General features: G+C 35.9%; 17 protein-coding genes, 2 tRNA genes and 2 rRNA genes (1 of these 21 only partly in view). 10 read left to right on the top strand and 11 right to left on the bottom strand.

The genetic code is table 11. The features are described from left to right. The 5 genes from PBT89_RS06300 to PBT89_RS06280 all read right to left on the bottom strand — a co-directional run. Window positions 1-476: ribosomal RNA gene (locus PBT89_RS06300) — 23S ribosomal RNA — on the bottom strand (it extends 2,357 nt beyond the left edge of the window). A 244-nt stretch (window positions 477-720) separates the two neighbouring features. Beyond that, window positions 721-794, bottom strand: a tRNA-Ala gene (locus PBT89_RS06295). 134 nt (window positions 795-928) lie between these two features. Beyond that, a tRNA-Ile gene (locus PBT89_RS06290) sits at window positions 929-1,002 on the bottom strand. 110 nt (window positions 1,003-1,112) lie between these two features. Next, window positions 1,113-2,640, bottom strand: a 16S ribosomal RNA gene (locus tag PBT89_RS06285). Together the 16S and 23S rRNA genes with 2 tRNA genes alongside form the textbook arrangement of a ribosomal RNA operon. Before the next feature lie 681 nt (window positions 2,641-3,321). Next, window positions 3,322-4,014, bottom strand: a complete 693-nt coding sequence (locus PBT89_RS06280) for a DUF4294 domain-containing protein (protein WP_443089612.1) — start codon at window positions 4,012-4,014, stop codon at window positions 3,322-3,324. 99 nt (window positions 4,015-4,113) lie between these two features. On the opposite strand from PBT89_RS06280, the gene PBT89_RS06275 reads away from it, so the two are divergent. Both PBT89_RS06275 and PBT89_RS06270 read left to right on the top strand, forming a co-directional pair. Then, a complete protein-coding gene (locus PBT89_RS06275; protein WP_270063895.1) occupies window positions 4,114-5,202 on the top strand; it encodes a M42 family metallopeptidase in 1,089 nt (362 codons plus the stop codon). 135 nt (window positions 5,203-5,337) lie between these two features. Then, a complete protein-coding gene (locus PBT89_RS06270; protein WP_270063894.1) occupies window positions 5,338-6,414 on the top strand; it encodes a DNA topoisomerase IB in 1,077 nt (358 codons plus the stop codon). 43 nt (window positions 6,415-6,457) lie between these two features. On the opposite strand, the gene PBT89_RS06265 is transcribed toward PBT89_RS06270, so the two are convergent. Beyond that, the gene (locus PBT89_RS06265; protein WP_270063893.1) at window positions 6,458-7,126 is read right to left on the bottom strand and encodes a hypothetical protein; all 669 of its coding nucleotides are present in this window, start codon (window positions 7,124-7,126) and stop codon (window positions 6,458-6,460) included. A gap of 79 nt (window positions 7,127-7,205) precedes the next feature. Here PBT89_RS06265 and PBT89_RS06260 point away from each other — a divergent pair, with 79 nt between their 5' ends. Next, the gene (locus PBT89_RS06260; RefSeq protein WP_270063892.1) at window positions 7,206-9,134 is read left to right on the top strand and encodes a DUF294 nucleotidyltransferase-like domain-containing protein; all 1,929 of its coding nucleotides are present in this window, start codon (window positions 7,206-7,208) and stop codon (window positions 9,132-9,134) included. Continuing rightward, window positions 9,131-9,787, top strand: coding sequence for a 3'-5' exonuclease (locus tag PBT89_RS06255; RefSeq protein ID WP_270063891.1), 657 nt, complete (start codon window positions 9,131-9,133; stop codon window positions 9,785-9,787). Before PBT89_RS06260 ends, PBT89_RS06255 begins: the two co-directional genes overlap by 4 nt. Window positions 9,788-9,853: 66 nt before the next feature. Here PBT89_RS06255 and acs read toward each other — a convergent pair whose 3' ends face one another. From acs to PBT89_RS06240, 3 genes are all read right to left on the bottom strand, one after another. Beyond that, window positions 9,854-11,761: an acetate--CoA ligase gene (gene acs / locus PBT89_RS06250; RefSeq protein ID WP_270063890.1), complete on the bottom strand. Its 1,908-nt coding sequence runs from the start codon at window positions 11,759-11,761 to the stop codon at window positions 9,854-9,856. 160 nt (window positions 11,762-11,921) lie between these two features. After that, window positions 11,922-12,869 (bottom strand): phosphoribosylaminoimidazolesuccinocarboxamide synthase, encoded by a 948-nt coding sequence (locus PBT89_RS06245; RefSeq protein ID WP_270063889.1) that lies wholly within the window; start codon window positions 12,867-12,869, stop codon window positions 11,922-11,924. Between the two features lie 29 nt (window positions 12,870-12,898). Then, a complete protein-coding gene (locus PBT89_RS06240) occupies window positions 12,899-13,852 on the bottom strand; it encodes a PhoH family protein (protein WP_270063888.1) in 954 nt (317 codons plus the stop codon). A gap of 218 nt (window positions 13,853-14,070) precedes the next feature. Between PBT89_RS06240 and PBT89_RS06235 the strand changes: the two genes are divergently transcribed. The 5 genes from PBT89_RS06235 (at window position 14,071) to dnaN (ending at window position 18,939) form a co-directional block, all read left to right on the top strand. Beyond that, entirely contained in the window at window positions 14,071-14,937 is an 867-nt protein-coding gene (locus PBT89_RS06235; protein WP_270063887.1) for an SAM hydrolase/SAM-dependent halogenase family protein, read from the top strand. Next, window positions 14,906-15,214, top strand: coding sequence for a putative quinol monooxygenase (locus PBT89_RS06230; protein ID WP_270063886.1), 309 nt, complete (start codon window positions 14,906-14,908; stop codon window positions 15,212-15,214). Before PBT89_RS06235 ends, PBT89_RS06230 begins: the two co-directional genes overlap by 32 nt. Further along, window positions 15,215-15,949 (top strand): gliding motility-associated ABC transporter permease subunit GldF, encoded by a 735-nt coding sequence (gene gldF, locus PBT89_RS06225; RefSeq protein WP_270063885.1) that lies wholly within the window; start codon window positions 15,215-15,217, stop codon window positions 15,947-15,949. A gap of 2 nt (window positions 15,950-15,951) precedes the next feature. Continuing rightward, window positions 15,952-17,628 (top strand): gliding motility-associated ABC transporter substrate-binding protein GldG, encoded by a 1,677-nt coding sequence (gene gldG / locus PBT89_RS06220; protein ID WP_270063884.1) that lies wholly within the window; start codon window positions 15,952-15,954, stop codon window positions 17,626-17,628. A gap of 192 nt (window positions 17,629-17,820) precedes the next feature. Next, complete coding sequence (dnaN, locus tag PBT89_RS06215) at window positions 17,821-18,939, top strand: DNA polymerase III subunit beta (protein ID WP_270058582.1); 1,119 nt, start codon at window positions 17,821-17,823, stop codon at window positions 18,937-18,939. 113 nt (window positions 18,940-19,052) lie between these two features. Here dnaN and PBT89_RS06210 read toward each other — a convergent pair whose 3' ends face one another. After that, window positions 19,053-19,409 (bottom strand): DUF4870 domain-containing protein, encoded by a 357-nt coding sequence (locus PBT89_RS06210; protein ID WP_270063883.1) that lies wholly within the window; start codon window positions 19,407-19,409, stop codon window positions 19,053-19,055. Window positions 19,410-19,545: 136 nt separating this feature from the next. Here PBT89_RS06210 and mnmE point away from each other — a divergent pair, with 136 nt between their 5' ends. After that, window positions 19,546-20,988: a tRNA uridine-5-carboxymethylaminomethyl(34) synthesis GTPase MnmE gene (gene mnmE, locus PBT89_RS06205; protein ID WP_270063882.1), complete on the top strand. Its 1,443-nt coding sequence runs from the start codon at window positions 19,546-19,548 to the stop codon at window positions 20,986-20,988. A gap of 223 nt (window positions 20,989-21,211) precedes the next feature. On the opposite strand, the gene PBT89_RS06200 is transcribed toward mnmE, so the two are convergent. Next, a complete protein-coding gene (locus PBT89_RS06200) occupies window positions 21,212-21,400 on the bottom strand; it encodes a hypothetical protein (protein ID WP_270063881.1) in 189 nt (62 codons plus the stop codon). Between the last annotated feature and the right edge of the window lie 7 nt (window positions 21,401-21,407).

The following is a 21,407-nucleotide window of genomic DNA, read 5'->3' as shown; positions in this document are numbered from 1 at the left end:
CACTATCGGTCTCTCAGGAGTATTTAGCCTTGGCGGATGGTCCCGCCGGATTCATACAGGGTTTCACGTGCCCCGCACTACTCAGGATACTACTATCAATAACATTTATTACCTATACGGGACTATCACCCTCTATGGTTCCTCTTTCCAAAGGATTCTAATTCTGCATGCATCAAATATTGTAGTCCTACAACCCCACATAGTCCGTAAACTATATGGTTTGGGCTAATACGCGTTCGCTCGCCGCTACTAGCGTAATCACTTTTGTTTTCTCTTCCTCCGGGTACTTAGATGTTTCAGTTCTCCGGGTTCGCCTCCTTGCGGATACTTAATCTTCAATTAAGTGGGTTGCCCCATTCGGATATCTACGGATCAATGTGTATGTGCCACTCCCCATAGCTTTTCGCAGCTTATCACGTCCTTCTTCGCCTCTGAGAGCCTAGGCATTCCCCATACGCCCTTAATAAGCTTGTATGCTTTTTACCTAATATGCTCGCGACAATCATCTTTGCTAAATGATTGTCAACTATTTTATTGTGCTATTATTACTTTAGAATTTTTAAAAACTCTATCGCATAATAAGCGTTAGTTTCTCGTATTCTTTATTTCTCAATATGTCAATGAACGTTTTTCCTGTTAAAACAAATTATAAGCTAGTGAATGCCAAGTTCATTTCCTGGTGACTTCAAACATCCTACTCCTTATAACCCTAAGGAATTGTGGAGAATATCGGAGTCGAACCGATGACCTCCTGCGTGCAAGGCAGGCGCTCTAGCCAGCTGAGCTAATCCCCCGTTTTTAGTGATCAGTTAACCAGTTATCAGTTAACAGTACTTATAACGGCTACTCAACCTCTAAAATTTCCTTTCAATAATTCTTTTTAAGAACATATACTTTTAAACTCGCGCCCTTAAGTACTTCTTTAAAGTAGTCTCAGGCAGACTCGAACTGCCGACCTCTACATTATCAGTGTAGCGCTCTAACCAGCTGAGCTATGAGACTGTCCATATAATCAAATTGACAAATTAAGAATCAAGACCAAAAGGACTTGCTTTTGAACTTCCCTAAATCTAATTGCCAGTTCCTTATTCTAAAATAAGGTTCTGCTCTAGAAAGGAGGTGTTCCAGCCGCACCTTCCGGTACGGCTACCTTGTTACGACTTAGCCCCAGTTACTAGTTTTACCCTAGGCCGCTCCTTGCGGTAACGGACTTCAGGTACCCCCAGCTTCCATGGCTTGACGGGCGGTGTGTACAAGGCCCGGGAACGTATTCACCGCATCATGGCTGATATGCGATTACTAGCGATTCCAGCTTCACGTAGTCGAGTTGCAGACTACGATCCGAACTGTGATAGGGTTTATAGATTCGCTCCTTCTCGCGAAGTGGCTGCTCTCTGTCCCTACCATTGTAGCACGTGTGTGGCCCAGGACGTAAGGGCCGTGATGATTTGACGTCATCCCCACCTTCCTCACGGTTTGCACCGGCAGTCTGGCTAGAGTTCCCACCATTACGTGCTGGCAACTAACCACAGGGGTTGCGCTCGTTATAGGACTTAACCTGACACCTCACGGCACGAGCTGACGACAACCATGCAGCACCTTGCAATCTGTCCGAAGAAATATCTGTTTCCAAATACGTCAGACTGCATTTAAGCCCTGGTAAGGTTCCTCGCGTATCATCGAATTAAACCACATGCTCCACCGCTTGTGCGGGCCCCCGTCAATTCCTTTGAGTTTCATTCTTGCGAACGTACTCCCCAGGTGGGTTACTTATCACTTTCGCTTAACCACCCAGCCCTCAATTGGGCCGGACAGCTAGTAACCATCGTTTACGGCGTAGACTACCAGGGTATCTAATCCTGTTCGCTACCTACGCTTTCGTCCATCAGCGTCAATATATTATTAGTGATCTGCCTTCGCAATCGGTATTCTGTGTAATATCTATGCATTTCACCGCTACACTACACATTCTAACCACTTCATAATAATTCAAGATCTACAGTATCAATGGCAGTTCTCCCGTTAAGCGGAAGACTTTCACCACTGACTTATAAATCCGCCTACGGACCCTTTAAACCCAATGATTCCGGATAACGCTTGGATCCTCCGTATTACCGCGGCTGCTGGCACGGAGTTAGCCGATCCTTATTCGCAGAGTACCGTCAGCCCTTTACACGTAAAGGGGTTTCTTCCTCTGTAAAAGCAGTTTACAACCCATAGGGCAGTCTTCCTGCACGCGGCATGGCTGGATCAGGCTCTCGCCCATTGTCCAATATTCCTCACTGCTGCCTCCCGTAGGAGTCTGGTCCGTGTCTCAGTACCAGTGTGGGGGATCTCCCTCTCAGGACCCCTACCTATCGTTGCCATGGTAAGCCGTTACCTTACCATCTAGCTAATAGGACGCATGCTCATCTCTTACCGTAACCTTTAATTATAAATTAATGCTAATTCATAATACTATGAGGTATTAATCCACGTTTCCATGGGCTATCCCTCAGTAAGAGGTAGATTGCATACGCGTTACGCACCCGTGCGCCGGTCGTCAGCAGAAAAGCAAGCTTTCCCCTGTTACCCCTCGACTTGCATGTGTTAAGCCTGCCGCTAGCGTTCATCCTGAGCCAGGATCAAACTCTTCATCGTTGTTTCATTAATTTGTAACAATCAAATCTTAAGTTTGCGTTCTTATATAAATAAGAAGTTTAAAGCTCAAAAGACGACTTTCTAGTCTTAATTCTTAATTCTACACTTCCATTTTTAATAACACCATAAAGCATTATTAAAAAATGTCGTTTGTCAATTCAATATGTCAATGAACTCATTTAAAAGTCCGGGAATTACTTCCCTTCGATAGAAATTAAGGAATCGAACCTTACCCAAACCCCAATCGGTATTTCCTAGTTATTCAGCGTGTTAAGAACTGTATCGCTTTCTCTGAAAGCGGTTGCAAATCTACAACTAATTTTTAAACTCACAAGAAAAAAATAAAAATTATTTTTCTGTATTTTTAAACGCCACTTCCAAAGAACCTCGCCGTTAAAGCGGCTGCAAATATACAACCCTTTTTCTTTAAACACCAAAACTTTTTTTAAGTTTTTTTTAAGCTCCTTTTTCAGTATCCTCTCAATGAACATCCGCCCTCGCAGCCAACCACTCCGGCGCTAAGCGGATGCAAATATACTACCCTTTTTTTCGACCAAAACAAACTTTCAAATCAATTTTTTTATCAATTTGAAAAAGTATTTTATAACTACCTGATTTAAATTATGTTGAGACCTACTAAATTAGAGAAAAAAATATTACTGACAAAATTAATTGATCAAATTATAGAACATTCCATTTATCCGTAAGCTCAAGAAAGTCGAAATCGAGTGCTGAGCTTTGAGGTTCTAAGATATTTCTCTGAAAAGATCTTTGTAAAATGTCTTCAATAATATAATCTTCTTCATTATTAACAGGATCATATTCTTCCTTTAAGGAAATTTCAAAAAGACTGGCTGTCGTATTATACCAAAAAGCTCTCCACCCACTTTTCAGTTCTTTAATCAATTCAAATGTAGTAACACCTGTTTGTCGATGGATTAGTTTCACCAAGATTTGACCTTCAGTATGCGTCATTTTCTTTAGCTCTTCCGCAAATTGATCTTCAATATAATTTTGTACAATTTTTGTATACTTCTTTCGATCCCTTTTCGACTTTATACTTTCTAATCTTTCATTAAGAGCAGTAAGACGCTCTGCCGCTAATTTTGCATAAGGATAAACCTTTCTTGTCTTTCTCCTTAATATAAGGTATCGTCTTCTATCGGCATTATTTTTAAAATGAAGACGTTTTAGAATTAAAACTTCATCTAAATCTATACTCTCACGCATTATAGAATCTCCAGAAATAATCATATACTTTTTATCCTGCTCTTCAGAATTCTGTAATGTATCATCCTGCGCACTAACTTCAACTAAAGCGGTAAAGCAAATAAGAATTAATAAATATGTTTTCACCTGCGAATTATTCAGCATAAATCAAACTAAAAATATCCAAAATCATTCCAAAATTAAACATTATACAATTGTCTTCAATTTTATTCTTATTAAATTCGCTACAAATCACAGATAAATATGAGTAAAGAAAGTATTTTAGATAAAGAATCCATAGATTTCTTAGAAAAGTATTTGAATAATGCGGCACCTACGGGTTACGAGTCTGAAGGACAAAAACTTTGGATGGACTATCTTAAACCTTATGTAGATGAGTTTATTACCGACACTTACGGCACTGCTGTTGGCGTTATAAATCCTGAAGCCGACTTTAAAGTAGTTATAGAAGGACATGCCGATGAAATTTCCTGGTATGTAAATTATATTAGTGATGAGGGCTTTATATATGTAATTAGAAATGGTGGTAGTGATCACCAAATTGCAGCTTCTAAACGGGTAAACATTCATACTAAAAAAGGAATTGTAAAAGGAGTTTTTGGATGGCCGGCAATTCACACCAGAAATAAAGATAAAGAACAATCACCAAAATTATCGAATATCTGCATTGATGTTGGCTGTACCACTAAAGAAGAAGTGGAGCAACTTGGGGTGCACGTTGGATGTGTTATTACTTATCCCGATGAATTTTTTATTCTGAATGAAAACAAATTTGTATGTCGCGCTCTTGATAATAGAATCGGCGGATTTATGGTTGCGCAAGTTGCTAAACTCCTAAAAGAAAACGGCAAAAAATTACCTTTCGGTCTTTATATTACTAATTCGGTACAAGAAGAAATTGGTTTAAGAGGTGCTGAAATGATTACGCAACGAATAAAACCCAACGTAGCTATTGTAACCGATGTTACTCACGATACCACTACACCAATGATTGATAAAAAGTCTAATGGTTTAGCGAAAATTGGAGACGGCCCGGTAATTACTTATGCACCTGCAGTACAAAACAATTTAAGAGAACTCTTGATTGACACTGCGGAAGAAAAAAAGATTCCATTTCAGCGAAATGCCTCTTCCCGATTAACCGGAACCGACACCGATGCTTTTGCTTATAGTAACGGCGGTGTTCCTTCAGCTCTAATAAGTTTACCACTTCGATATATGCATACTACGGTAGAAATGGTACATAGAGAAGATGTTGAAAACGTAATAAAATTAATTTACGAGAGTATTTTAAAAATAAAAGACGGTGAAACTTTTAGTTATTTCGACTAAGGTCTAGTAATAATAGTTTCAGAAATTATTGAAAAGCTCCTTTTTTGGGAGCTTTTTTATTTTCCTTAAGTATGGTTTCACAATTATTTATTAATCGTACATCGCTTGCTCCACTATATTTACAAAAAAAGAAGAATGACACTTTCTGGTGAAGATATTAATGTAATTTTAGAGGAACCTAAGGAGGCAGCCAAATTGGCTAATCTAATATACGTTTCTGAACATCACCTTTCTATTTCCCGAAAAAAAGCTGGTAGAGGATTCTCATATCTAAAGGACGACGCAAAAATAAAAGATAAGCGAACTATAAAAAGGATTAAAGAACTGGTAATCCCTCCTGCATGGACCAGCGTGAGAATCTCAAAATTCGATAATGGACATCTACAAGCCGTAGGAAGAGATGAGAAAAATCGCAAACAGTATATTTATCACCAGATGTGGTCCAAGATAAAAAACGAATCTAAGTTTTTTAAAATGACAGCTTTTGGTAAAAAATTACCTAAAATAAGGAAAAAAGTCAATCAGGATCTTGAGCTTCTTGGGATGTGTAAACAGAAAGTTCTTGCTCTTATCATTAGATTGATGGAAGAAACACACATAAGAATTGGTAACGATTACTATGCACAAAAAAATAAAACGTATGGACTTTCAACTTTTAGAACAAAGCATTTAAAGACATATGATGATGAAGTTAAATTTGAATTTGTAGGTAAAAAAGGCAAAGAACATTCTATAAGTGTAGAAAATCCAAAGCTTATCAATCTAATTAATCAATGCGAAGAAATACCGGGCTGGGAGCTTTTTAAATTTATTGATGAAAATAACGAAAAACATACCATCGATAGCGGAATGATTAACGATTATATTCACGAAGTTACTAGTGATTTATTTTCAGCCAAAGACTTTAGAACCTGGTCGGCTTCAAAAATATTTTTCGAAACTATCCACGAATTGGGATACATTGAGGACGAAAAAGAAAATAAAAAAACAATCCTAACTTCTTATGATGCTGCCGCAAGTGGTTTAGGCAACACCAGAGCCGTTTGTAGAAGCTATTATGTACATCCCAAAATTGTAGAATCTTACGAGGACGGTAGTATTGTGCCCTATTTCAAAAAAATAAAAAACGACGATTCGAAAAATTACACCACCTTATCAGAAACCGAAAAAGTTATGCTAAAGCTTATTGAAGATTATGAAATAAGTGTATAATTAACCCAAAAAGGAGTTTTAATACACTTATTATCATGTTAGATTATTCAGTATAAAATTTCAACATTTTCACGACGTCTTCTTCATTTTTAATTTTATTTCTATCAAAATAAGCGTTCATCTTCTCTTTATCAGAAAGAATTTTCTTAAAATCCTTTTCCCTAAGTCGCACTTCTTCAAGTCTACCTCCATTTTTTTGTAAATAATAAACCATATCAACTTTTAGATGTGCTGGTTTATCCTTATCATAACCTGTTCTTGCAGGTTGTGCTGGAACAACATCCGGTTCTGGTCGAGCTAAAAAGCGAACACCTTGATTGGAAAAATAATCTAACATGTATCCATTAACAGTCTCTCCATTAGAGTCTGTAAATTGATCAATAAATATTTCATAATCCTTCAATTTATATTTAATTTTCTTTAATTTAGGTAACGTATAAATTTCACTATTCTGTTCATCTATTTTCACTTCGACAACATCTTCGACAGCATTATATCGTACAAAAGCTGACATTGATCTTTCACCGTCGTTGATTTGAGCACTCAAGAAAGAATCATCAATGTATGGTGATCCGGTGAAACGTTCCGGAGTCTTTTTTTTGGTGAAAATTTTTAAAGGAGCACTGTTCTGCATACCGTTCATAAAACTCTGAGCCGAGAAAATATTATACGATAATGCAAAAATCAAAAGAAATATATATTCTTTTTTCATAATTAGAAGTTTGATTAATAATACTATAAATCTAACAATTTTTATACCAAAAAAATTCAGCCTTAATAAATAAATTAGAATGAAAAATTCCATTGCACATCGAATTGCTGACTTTTTAAAGGACTTCCCTCCTTTTACATTTTTGAATGCTGAAGAACTCCTGGCGATTTCTGAAGAATCTGAAGTGCTTTACATCGATAAAGGGAATATTGTTTTTCATGAAGACGAAAAAGGACATTCTCAATTTTATATTGTTCACAAAGGAGCTATCCAATTACAGAAATTCAAGAATAATCAATATGAAACCTTAGATACTTGTGACGAAGGTGATATTTTTGGTCTAAGACCTTTATTTGCTGAAGAAAACTATATTATGAATGCGATCGCGGAAGAAGAAAGCATCGTATATGGTATTCCGATAAATATCTTTAAACCGCTTAGCGAATCTAATAAAAAGGTTGGTCATTTTTTAATACAAAGTTTTGCTACAAATACCCGTAACCCCTATGCTAGAGAAGATAAAGGGAAACTATTTTCTGGCAATGATATTATAGAACCAATAAATAGCGGTCCACTTTTCGAATTACAACCAGCACCTGTTATTCGAAAAATCGTTACCACTTCTCCAGAAACTACAATTAGAAGCGCTGCTCAATTAATGAGTAAACGAAAAATTGGTTCGGTTATAGTTACTACCGAAGATGATCTACCAGTGGGCATTCTAACCGATGAAGATTTTAGAGATACCATCGCAACAGGACAAATTTCCATAGATACTAAAGTAGAAAAAATAATGAGCTATCCAGTAATTTGTTACCCTAAAAATGTAACTATTGCCCAGGCTCAGATTACCATGATGAAGCATAATATCAATCATATTTGTATTACAGAGGATGGTACTCCAAATACCCGAGTTATAGGAATATTATCAGAACATGATATTATGGTTTCCCGAGGTAACAGTCCTTCGGTATTAATGAAGGCGATTCAGCGTTCTAGAAGTACAAAAGAATTAAAGAAAATTAGAAATAAAATAAATCTTCTACTTAGCGGTTATATCGAAAATAACATTCCACTAACCCATATTTCAAAATTAATATTCGAGCTTAATGATGCTACGATTAAAAGAGTAATCTCAAGATGTGTAGTAAAACTGCTACAGGAGCCACCGGTAAAATTTGCATGGTTAAGTATGGGAAGCCAGGGTAGAAAAGAACAGTTATTGCAAACCGACCAGGATAATGCAATAATTTTTGCAGATCCACCAAACGATAAATTAGAAGAAACAAGACAATACTTTTTACAACTCGCTACCAAAGTGAACAAACGCTTAATGATTGTAGGTTACGAATATTGTCCTGCAGATATGATGGCAAAGACACCCAGGTGGTGTTTAAGTTTAAGTGAATGGAAAGCCCAGGTCTCTAAATGGATTAAAGAACCGGGACCAGACGAAATTTTACTTTCAAATATCTTTTTTGACTACGATATAACTTATGGAGATGTCTATTTATCCAATCAATTATCAGATTACATTCTTAGTTTAATTGAAGGAAATCGTAAATTCTTAACAGTAATGGGAGCGAATGCTCTTCGTAATCCTTCTCCGCTTGGTTTTTTTAGACAATTTCTTGTAGAGCAGGATGGTGAAAAAAAAGACTTTTTTGACATTAAGAAAAGAGGATTACAACCTTTAACAGAAGCGGCCAGACTATTAATTTTATCCTACAAAATTAAAAATATTAGTAATACCGTAGAGCGGTTTGAACGTTTAGCCCAAATAGAACCTAAAAACAAAGAGCTTTTTGAAGGCTGTGCCTATGCATCCAAAGCCTTATTGAAATTTAGGACAAAACAGGGATTACAAAATCGCGATAGTGGACGTTTTATCGATCTTTCTAAATTAAGCAAAGAAGATAGAATGAAATTAAAACGCACCTTTAAGTCTATTAAAGCAGTTCAGGAATTAATTAAAATTAGATTTGAAACTTCAGTGGTATTGCAATGATAAACTGGTTTAAAAAAGATGAATCTGAGCTCCCTGAATTTTGGCAGAAATATTCAGCTAAATTCAGCAAAGATCAAAAAGAACAGCCTATCAACGATACCACATTTGTGGTTTTAGATACCGAAACTACAGGATTTGATCAAGAAAAAGATCGGATATTAAGCATCGGTTGCGTTAAGGTTGTAAACAATAAATTGTTAGTCTCTAATAGTTTTGAAATATATTTAAAGCAAGAGGCGTTTAATCCAGATACGGTAGAAATTCACGGACTTATAAAGCACGAGCGGTTTGAAACTTTTACTGAAGAAAAAGCGCTACGATTATTTTTAAAATATATCGGTAATGCTGTTCTGGTGGCCCATCATGCAGGCTTTGATATTAATATGATTAACGCCGCAATGAAAAGAAATCATTTGCCGAAATTGAAAAACAGGGTTTTAGATACCGGCGTTTTATATCGAAAAACAAGAATTATTTCCAATTTTATCGATCAGCATAAAAACTATAGCTTAGATGAAATTGCGCTGGCTTACAATATCGACCTAAAAGATCGGCATACTGCAATTGGCGATGCCTTTATTACTGCCATTGCTTTCCTAAAAATTCTGGGTAGACTAAAACGAAAAAAGTTAAAGGAGCTTTTTAAGATCTAAGTCATAAAAAAATGAAGTCCGGATAATTACATCCGGACTTTTATTAACTATTATTTCTTCTGAAAGCTATAAAGATTCAGCAATTATAGCTTCTACAACTTCAGGATTTAATAAAGTTGAAGTATCTCCCAAATCTGATGTATCATTAGAAGCGATTTTACGTAAAATTCGACGCATAATTTTACCACTCCTGGTTTTAGGAAGACCTTCTACGAACTGAATTTTATCTGGCTTCGCAATAGGCCCCACTTTCTCTGATATTTGCTGATTGATCTCTTTTCTTAAATTATCTCTTTTACGGCTTTCACCAGATTCTTTAAGAATTACAAAGGCATAAAGAGCATTTCCTTTAACATCGTGAGGGAAACCAACTACCGCACTTTCAGCAACCGCTGGGTGTTCGTTAATCGCATCTTCTATTGGTGCGGTTCCTAGATTATGACCAGAAACAATAATTACATCATCGGTTCTACCAGTAATTCTATAATATCCTACCTCATCTCTTAAGGCACCATCTCCCGTAAAATATTTTCCTTCAAAAGTTGAAAAGTATGTATCCTTATAACGTTCATGATCGCCCCAAACTGTTCTTGCAATCGAGGGCCACGGGAATTTAACGCATAAGCGTCCATTTACCTGATTTCCTTTTATTTCATTCCCATCATCATCCATTAAACTTGGTTGAATACCCGGCATTGGCAAAGTTGCATATGTGGGTTTTGTTGGCGTTACATAAGGCATTGGCGAAATCATAATTCCACCTGTTTCGGTTTGCCACCAGGTATCTACAATAGGACTTTGATTTTTACCAATATTATCATTAAACCAGTGCCATGCCTCCTCGTTGATTGGCTCGCCAACAGAACCTAAAACTTTTAAAGAAGAGAGATCGTGATTTTCTACAAATTCAATATTGCGTTTTGCCAATGATCTAATTGCTGTTGGTGCCGTATAGAATTGCGTCACCTTGTGTTTCTCTACAATTTTCCAAAAACGACCATAATCTGGATAAGATGGTACACCTTCAAACATAACAGTAGTTGCTCCGTTTGCCAGTGGCCCGTAAACGATATAAGAATGCCCGGTGATCCAGCCAATATCGGCAGTACACCAGTATACATCTCCTTCAGTATAATTAAAAATATTTTTAAAAGTAAACGCGGTATAAACCATATATCCTGCTGTGGTATGCAGCATTCCCTTAGGCTTTCCGGTAGAGCCAGAGGTATATAAAATAAATAAAGGATCTTCAGCATCTACAATTTCAGGTGCGCATTCCTCTGAAGCTTTATCCATTAGAGGTTGTAGCCACTCATCGCGACCATCCTTCATCTTAATCTCCTCGCCAGTGCGCTTTACGACTAGTACAGATTTTACATCTGGGCAATCTTCTAAAGCGTCGTCGACAATATTTTTTAGATTCAAGGTTTTGGAGCCTCTATAAGAACCATCAGATGTAATTAACATTTTACAATCGGCGTCCAGAGTTCTTGTTGCTAAGGCTTTGCTCGAGAATCCCGCAAAAACAACCGAATGAATTGCTCCTATTCTCGCACAGGCTAACACAGCATAAGCCAACTCTGGGATCATTGGTAAATAAATACAAACACGATCTCCTTTTTTAATTCCTTTACTCTTTAAAACGTTTGCGAATTTGTTTACTTGTTTATGAAGATCGTTATAAGTAATATGTTTCGCCTCTTCTTTGCTATCATTAGGTTCCCAAATAATCGCTGTTTTATCTCCTCTGGTTAAAAGGTGACGGTCTATACAATTTTCGGTAATATTAAGTTTAGCATTTTCAAACCACTTAATTTCTGGCTTTTTAAAATCCCAGCTAAGAACATTGTCCCATTTTTTTCTCCAGGTAAAGTGCTCTTCAGCAATTTCGGCCCAAAAGTTTTCTGGTTCACGCACCGATTTTCTATACACCTGAAAATATTCTTCAAGATTTTTAATATGGTAATTACTCATAAATAATAGTTGGTTGTAAGGATTCTTTATTTTATGCCTAAAAATATTGATTTTTTACTGATTTTACATGCAAAACTCTATGTTTTTATAAAAAATTTAATCATAAAAAAAGCGATATGTGAAATATAACATACCGCTTTTTTTACTGATTAAATATCAGCTATTTTAAATAAGCCAGAACATTCTCCTCTACTCTTTTTTCGATATTAGAAACCTCAGCTTTCTCAAATTTTTCTCCTGTGATATTTTCGTAAAGTTCAATATATCGCTCACTCACACTTTCTATATATTCGTCGCTCATTACGGGAACTTCCTGACCTTCTTTTCCCTGAAATCCGTTTTGAATTAACCATTGGCGAACAAATTCCTTTGAAAGTTGCTTCTGTGGCTCTCCTTTTTCCTGAAGTTCTTCATATGTATTGGCATAAAAATATCTTGAAGAATCTGGAGTATGAATTTCATCAATCAAAACGATCTTACCATCTTTTGTTTTTCCGAATTCATATTTGGTATCTACCAAAATTAAGCCTCTTTTTGCTGCAATCTCAGTACCACGCTGAAAAAGCTTTTGGGTATAATCCTCTAAAACCGCATAGTCTTCCGCAGAGACAATTCCGCGTTTTAGAATATCTTCTTTAGAAATATCTTCATCATGATCCCCCATTTCAGCTTTGGTAGCCGGAGTAATAATTGGTTCTGGAAAACGGTCATTCTCTTTCATACCTTCTGGCATGGCTACACCACAAAGCATTCTTTTACCAGCTTTATATTCACGTGCAGCGTGTCCCGATAAATAACCACGAATTACCATTTCAACTTTAAAAGGTTCACATGCTTCACCAACCGCTACATTAGGATCTGGAGTTGCTTGTAACCAGTTTGGAACAATATCCTGAGTATCGTTCATCATTTTTGTAGCTATTTGATTAAGGATTTGCCCTTTAAAAGGAATTCCTTTAGGCATCACTACATCAAACGCTGAAAGACGATCTGAAGCGATCATTACCAGCTTATCGTCTTCAAAAGCATAAACGTCACGTACTTTTCCTTTATATACTGATTTTTGTCCCGGAAAATTGTAATCTGTTTTTGTTAGAGTATTACTCATCTCTTTAAAATCGGTTGATTTATTCTTAATTAATCGTTGTGTTCTATTGTTTTATATGCTGCGATGATCTTTTTCACCAATCGGTGACGAATTACATCTTTATCATCTAGATATACCATCCCTACTCCTTTTACATCTTTTAAAACCAGCAAAGCTTCTTTAAGTCCTGAAACTGTTCTTCTTGGTAAATCGATTTGCCCCGGGTCTCCGGTAATCATAAACTTTGCACTTTTCCCCATACGGGTTAAGAACATTTTCATTTGCGCATGGGTGGTATTTTGCGCTTCATCTAAAATTACAAAAGCATTATCTAAAGTTCGACCACGCATAAAGGCCAAAGGTGCAATTTGTATCACGCCTTTTTCGATGAAAGTTTCTAATTTTTCAGCAGGGATCATATCACGCAAACCGTCATATAATGGTTGCATATAAGGATCTAATTTCTCTTTTAAATCTCCCGGTAAAAAGCCAAGGTTCTCCCCTGCTTCAACCGCGGGACGGGTAAGTATTATTCGTTTTACCTGTTTTTCTTTTAAAGCTTTTACGGCTAAAGCTACACCAGTATATGTTTTTCCGGTACCGGCTGGACCAATAGCAAAAATCAAATCATTTCTCTTACTAAGATCCACTAGCTTGCGTTGGTTGGCGGTTTGTGCTTTAATAAGCCTACCGCTTACCCCATGTACTAAAACTTCCCCGCTTTCACTAGAGGAAGAATAGTCTTCTTTACTTTCACTGGTTAAAACTCTTTCTATGACGTTTTCATCCAACTTATTAAACTTTCCGAAGTGATCTATAAGCATCGTAAATCGCTTATCGAATTCTTCCAGCATTTCTTCATCTCCAAAAACTTTTATTTTACTTCCTCTGGCCACTATTTTGAGCTTGGGAAAGTATTTTTTTAAAAGCTCTATATGTTCATTTTGTTGTCCAAAAAAATCTCTTGGACTAATTTCTGAAAGTTCAATTACAAGTTCGTTCAAAAGCGTTTGGTTTTAGTTAATTTGGTAGCTACATGCTAAATTTCTTTACCATTAAATTTGTGTTCCAATAAATCTGTCTTTATTTTTGCAGACTGATTTTTCGCTATATTTTTGGCGCAATTTTAAGGTAGGAAGCTTAAAATAAAATTATCTTCGCTCCCTATACAAACTTAAGGAAAATTTAGCCTCCAAACCCCAAAAAATATTAACAATCGATTATGGCAATCATCACTTTAACCACCGATTTTGGACAGAAAGATTACTTTGCTGCTGCGGTTAAGGGAGCTATCTATAATGAATTAGATGATGTTAGAATTGTTGATATTTCACATTCTATTTCTCCTTTTCATATTAGTGAAGCGAGTTACATCATTAAAAATGCGTACAAAAGTTTTCCAAAAGGAAGTATTCATATTATAGGGATCGATTCTGAATTAACTCCCGAAAATAAGCATTTGGCTGTTTTGCTGGATGATCATTATTTTCTTTGCGCAAATAATGGAATCTTATCTTTATTAGCTTCAGAAATTAAGCCTGAAAAAATTGTCGAAATTAATATTCACGATAAAATAGAAAGCAATTTCCCGGTATTAGATGTTTTTGTAAAAGTAGCCTGTCACATTGCTAGAGGTGGAACTTTAGACGTTATAGGAAAAAATATTGAGGAGATTAAATATCTAAAGCAAATCGAACCGCTAATTAATTCTGATAAAAATCAGATTATTGGTCATGTTATTTATATTGACAACTACGGAAATGTGATTACCAATATTTCCAGAAAGTTATTTGAGATTATCGGTAAAGGCAGAAAATTTACCATTAGCGCAAGAATGGTCACTTTCAATAAGATTTATGAAACCTATAGTGATTGCATTAATTTCAAAATAGAAAAAGAAAATCGTGGCGAAGAAGACGGCAAGAAACTTGCTGTTTTTAATTCTGCTGGATATATCGAACTTGCGATTTACAAAAGTAATCCACTTACCGTTGGGAGTGCCTCCAGCCTATTTGGATTGCAAAATCGTGATACGGTAACCATAAAATTTGAAGCTTATGTTAGTAAGGATCGTCAAGCTGAGCTTTAAACCCGAAAATATTGAAGAGTTTTTAAGCATCTTTGAGTCTACCAAAACCCAAATTAGAGATTTTAAAGGCTGCCAACATTTAGAACTATATCGTGATAAAGACAATACCAACCAATTTTTTACGTATAGTTATTGGGAAGACGAAAATGCATTAGAAAATTACCGAAATTCAGGATTTTTTAAAGTGGTTTGGAGTAATACAAAAACCTTGTTCAACGCAAAACCAGAAGCCTGGAGTGTAGATAAAATTTGGATTTCAAATCAAAAAGAAGAATAATTGTTAGCTATTTTAAATAAAGAAATACAGTCTTTTTTTGCAACTCCTATAGGATATCTTGTGATTGGGATATTTCTTGTAGTTAGCGGACTGTTTCTCTTTGTATTTACGGGAGAATATAATATTTTGGATAGCGGTTTTGCCAATATTAAACCCTTTTTTAATATGGCCCCGTGGATCTTTATATTTCTGATCCCTGCCATTACCATGAAGAGCTTTTCCGAAGAAAAAAAACTCGGTACTATGGAGCTTTTACTCACCAAACCGCTATCGATTAATAAATTAATATTAGGCAAATATCTAGGTGCTTTACTTTTGGTGATTTTAGCGCTAGTACCTTCAATAATCTATGTGATCACTATTTCAGAATTGGGTAGAATTCCGGGGAATTTTGATTTGGGTGCGACGCTAGGAAGTTACTTCGGTCTCATTTTTCTTGGTGGTTGTTATACCGCAATAGGAATATTTTCTTCAAGCTTAACAAACAACCAGATTGTGGCATTTATATTAGCCGTTTTTCTATGTTTTTTGAGCTTCTTTTTGTTTGAAGGAATTTCTGGATTTCAACTTTTTGAAAATTCAGACTACGGAATTGATTACTTCGGAATAAGCTATCATTATCGCAGTATTAGCCGCGGCGTAGTTGATACCCGCGATCTGATTTACTTTATAAGTTTTATTGCATTATTTCTGAAGCTTACGCACTTCAGAATAAAAAATCTAAGAAATAATTAATCTTGAAGCAGTTTTCTAAATACAAATCGGTTGTTTTATTTATCGCTATTCTAATTGCGATAAACTTTGCTGCTTCACAATTTTTTGAACGTTTAGATCTTACACAGGATAAGCGTTACACACTTTCTGAAGCTTCTGAAGAAATTATAAAAGACATCGAAGAACCTATCATTATCGATGTTTTCTTAAAAGGAGATTTCCCTTCAGAATTTAAAAGACTACAAAGCGAAACACGGCAGATACTTGAAGAATATACTGCCAAAAACCACAATATTCATTTCAACTTTATCGATCCTTTAGCTGAAGGTGGTAACGCGCAACAGGTAGCACAGCAATTTTACAAAATGGGAATGTCTCCCGCTCGTGTTAATGTAATGGAAAATGGGCAAAATAGCGAGACTATTATTTTCCCTTGGGCGATGGCCAATCTTGGTAAGAAATCGGTGAAAATTGGTTTATTGAAAAATCAATTGGGCAGTAGCGACGAAGAACGTGTCACCAACTCGGTACAGCAATTAGAATACGCATTTACTGATGCAATTAGTAAGCTTATTTATCCCAGAGAGAAGAAAATTGCCGTAATGCGCGGCAATGGCGAATTACCCAACGCTAATATTGCCGATTTTGTAAAGACACTGCAGCAATATTATTTTATGGCACCATTTACTTTGGATTCGGCTGCTATAAATCCGCAAAAAACGCTTCAGCAATTAAAGGAATATGACCTTATTATTGAAGCTAAACCAACTGAAGCTTTTACCGAAAACGAAAAGTATATATTAGATCAATACACTATGAATGGCGGAAAGTCGCTATGGCTTACCGAAAGTGTAGCGATGGAAAAAGACAGTCTCTTAAACCCGGCGGGAACCGCTTTTGCTTTACCGCGAGATCTGAACCTTGGAGATTTCTTTTTTAGTTATGGAATAAGAATAAATCCCAGCCTGGTAAACGATATGTATTCGGCACCAATTATATTGGCTACAGGTAGTGGAAATGATACGAGATTTAATCCTTATCCCTGGTTCTATAGCCCGCTTACCTCTTCGCCCAATAATCACCCAATTATCAATAATATAGAAGCGGTGAAATTTGATTTTGCAAACCCTATCGATACCTTAAATAACAGCTTAGAAAAAACTGTATTGCTAAGTAGTTCTCCACGATCTAAGGTAGAAGGTACTCCGCGCGAAATTAGTTTAGACATGGTTGGCGAAGAACCCGATATTACTACTTATAACGGCGGCGAACAAGCTTTGGCGGTTTTACTGGAAGGATCATTTACTTCGGTTTATAATAATCGTTTAAAACCGTTTGAAATTCAGGATAATTTAAACAAAAGCAAACCAATAGAAATGTTGGTAATTTCAGATGGTGACGTGATTAAAAATGAGCTTCAGCAGGGAACTCCGCTAGAACTTGGATTCGAAAAATATACCGGTACCACTTATGGCAATAAAGAATTTTTACTGAATGCCGTAAATTATATGCTAGATGATCGCGGATTAATGGATATTCGAACTAAAAAAGTGAAGATTGCGTTTTTAGATCCTCAGAAAACAGCTAAAGAACGCACAAAATGGCAACTACTAAATATTTTGTTTCCTTTATTGGTTTTAGGGATTTTTGCTTTTGGCTATAATTGGGTACGCAGAAGGAAATATATTAAGAAGAAATAATTACTTCAGAAAAACTCCAATTTCGACATATTAACAATCTTTGCTCTTCGGTTTTCAAAAAAGCGCTGAAAATGAATCGCTTAGTTATTAACAAATTCAATTTAATGTTAATAAAAACTGCATTGGGCAGCTTCGATTTTTCACGGATTAAAATATCTTTGTAGGTGATTCTAATAAATCAATAAAAAGCCAATGAAATTTATTGTATCCAGCAGTTATTTGCTGAAACAGCTTCAGATACTAGGTGGGGTTATTAATAATAACAACACTTTGCCGATATTGGATAATTTCCTTTTTGATTTGAACAATGACGAGTTAACGGTTTCTGCTTCAGATTTAGAGACTACCATGTCTGCTAAATTAAATGTAGAGTCAGATTCCGAGGGAAAAATCGCAGTACCGGCTAAACTTCTTTTAGATACGCTAAAAACATTTCCAGAGCAACCACTTACTTTTGTTGCCGAGGATAATCACACTATCGAACTTAGTTCTAATCACGGTAAATACGCTTTAGCTTATGCAGATGGGGAAGAATTTCCTAATCCTGTAAGTTTAGAAGATCCAAGTAATACGGTGATCGAAGGTGATATTCTTTCTTCAGCTATAAGCAAAACTATTTTTGCTTCTGGTAATGACGATCTTCGCCCGGTGATGAGTGGTGTGTTCTTTCAGTTTTCTACAGAAGGTTTAACTTTTGTAGCTACAGATGCGCACAAATTGGTAAAGTATTCTAGAGAAGATGTAACGGCTTCACAAACGGCAGAATTTATTATGCCTAAGAAACCTTTAAATCTTTTAAAAGGAATTCTTGCAGGTAGCGAAAGTGAAGTTGTTATTGAATACAATGAAAGTAACGCTAAGTTTACATTTGATGATACTACACTAATTTGCCGTTTAATCGATGGTAAATATCCAAATTACGAAGCAGTTATCCCTAAAGAGAACCCTAACAAACTCACGATAGAGCGTAATCAATTTTTAAGTTCTGTAAAAAGGGTTTCTATTTTCTCAAATAAAACAACACACCAGGTACGTTTAAAAATTGCGGGAGCTGAATTAAATATCTCTGCGGAAGATGTTGATTACAGTAATAAGGCTGAAGAACGTTTAACTTGTGGTTACGAGGGCGACGATATGCAAATTGGTTTTAACTCTAGATTTCTTACGGAAATGCTGAATAACTTAAATTCAGATGAAGTACAATTAGAAATGAGTTTACCAAACCGTGCAGGAATTTTAACCCCGGTTGATGGATTAGATCCGGGAGAAAAAATTACCATGCTCGTTATGCCGGTAATGCTTAATAGCTAGTAAAAAATTATATCAGATTATATAAAATTAAAACCCATTCAGTTTCCTGAATGGGTTTTGTTTTTGATTGATGTCTAAAACTGAATTTGATGTTTCAGTCTGATATTATATAATTATTTGATAATTTTTATGGTGAATGGATAAAATGCAGGTTCTCCGTTGGATGCCTTTATCGCATTAATAATAGGAAAAACAAGACCTACAATTCCAACAAGGATCAATAAAAAAATACCAAGCCCAAATAAAAGCATTAACGGAATACTTATTATTGAATAAATAAATAAACTGATCTGGAAATTCATAATATCTTTCCCCTGCTCGTCCATATCCTGAATTTTATCTTTTTGGGTTGCCCATAAAATAAGCGGAACGATAAAACCTCCTATTCCGGTTATAAAATCCAATAGCTGACTCAAATGCATTATCATTAACATTTGCCTGTCTTCTCTCATTGCTGTATACGTTTCCATAATTTTTTGATGATATTTGATGGTTAATAAAAGTCCTTTATAAAAGGACTACACTTAAAAGACGAGTATCGAAAAGGAATGTTACAGATTTTTGCAAAATTCTTGAATACGCTCTTTGTTTATTATCTTTGCACACATGAAATTGAACGATACCATTGTTGCCCTTGCCACACCTTCTGGTGCTGGAGCTATTGCTATTATCAGAGTTTCTGGACCAGAAGCTATTAATATTGTTGCTCCACTATTCAAGGCTAAAAGCCGTAAAAAAATAGAAGACCAGCCTACACATACTTTGCATTTAGGTAATATACTAGATGGGCAACGTAATTTAGATGAAGTTTTAGTTTCAGTTTTTAGAGCGCCAAAATCATATACCGGTGAAGAAACTATCGAGATTAGTTGCCATGGTTCTCCTTACATTCAGCAGGAAATTATTCAGCTATTAGTAAGAAGTGGTTGTCGATCTGCGGAAGCCGGTGAGTTTACACTTCGGGCTTTTCTCAATGCAAAAATGGATTTAAGCCAGGCTGAAGCCGTAGCCGATTTAATATCTTCTGAAAATGCCGCTTCTCACCAAATGGCGATGCAACAAATGCGTGGTGGTTTCTCAAACGAAATTCAGCGTTTGCGAGAAGAATTATTGAATTTCGCTTCGCTTATTGAATTGGAATTAGATTTTGCTGAAGAAGATGTAGAATTTGCCAACCGTGATCAATTTAGAGATTTAGTGGCTCGAATTCAGAAAGTTTTAAAACGTTTAATCGATTCTTTTGCAACCGGAAATGTATTGAAAAACGGAATTCCTGTAGCCATTGTTGGTGAGCCTAATGTTGGAAAATCGACGCTTTTAAATGCCTTGTTAAATGAAGAGCGTGCCATAGTTTCTGAAATTGCAGGAACCACGCGTGATGTTATTGAAGATGAACTGGCAATAAGTGGCGTTGGTTTCCGATTTATTGATACCGCCGGGATCAGAGAAACCAAAGATGTTGTTGAAAGCATCGGAATTAAAAAAACCTTTGAGAAAATAGGCCAAGCTCAGGTGGTAATTTATCTTTTTGATACTTCTCGACTAAGTCAAACAGAGTTTACTGAAGGTAGCGTAACTCAGGATCAGCTTCAGGGTCATGAAACTTCTCTGAATATGATTCAGGTTGAAATCGAAAAAATTAAAAATAAATATCCACAAAAGCCATTAGTGATTATTGCCAATAAAATCGATCAGTTATCTAGTGATCAGATAGAAACTTTAACCTCTAAAATTTCTGATCTTCATTTACTTTCCGCTAAAACCGGTTTGGGTGTTGAAGAGTTAAAAGAAAAACTTCTAAACTATGTAAATACTGGCGCACTCCGCAACAATAACACCATTGTTACCAATAGCCGACATTACAATGCGCTGCTAAAAGCCTTAGAAGAAATTAATAAAGTTGAAGACGGTTTAAACATGGATTTATCTGGAGATTTATTAGCTATCGATATTCGCCAAGCTTTACACCATTTTGGAGAAATTACCGGAGAAATAACTAATGATGACTTACTGGGTAATATTTTTGCTAATTTCTGTATCGGGAAGTAAGCTGGCTAGTAGGTTATATTGAGTAGTGAGAATGGAGTAGGTAGTAGTTAGTCAATGGCTTTGTTTGGTGGGTAGAGGATGTCCCTAGAAGTGAGTAGTTCATATTATTCTTAATGTTGAATGCTCAGGGTTGAATTTTAATATTGAGTTTCAGGCCTTCAATCTCTAGTCTTAAATACTAGTTTCTGATTCTAGTTTTTCAGCTCTTAGCTCTACTGATTTATTAACCAAATATAGCAGCGTAAATAAATAAGCCTAATGCAATAGCAAATACAAAAAAAGCAATAAAATAATCATGAGTCTGATATGGTTTCCCTTTTTGCCAGCTTTTTTTGCCAAATTCCCAATTAAAAAGAACACCAAGTAAACTTTGGATTGTATCTATTAATAAGCCAACTGAAAACCAAAACATAGAAATT

The organism is Zunongwangia sp. HRR-M8 (genome assembly GCF_027594405.1).
Classification (GTDB): domain Bacteria; phylum Bacteroidota; class Bacteroidia; order Flavobacteriales; family Flavobacteriaceae; genus Zunongwangia.
This window is presented reverse-complemented; position numbering and strand designations above follow the sequence as displayed.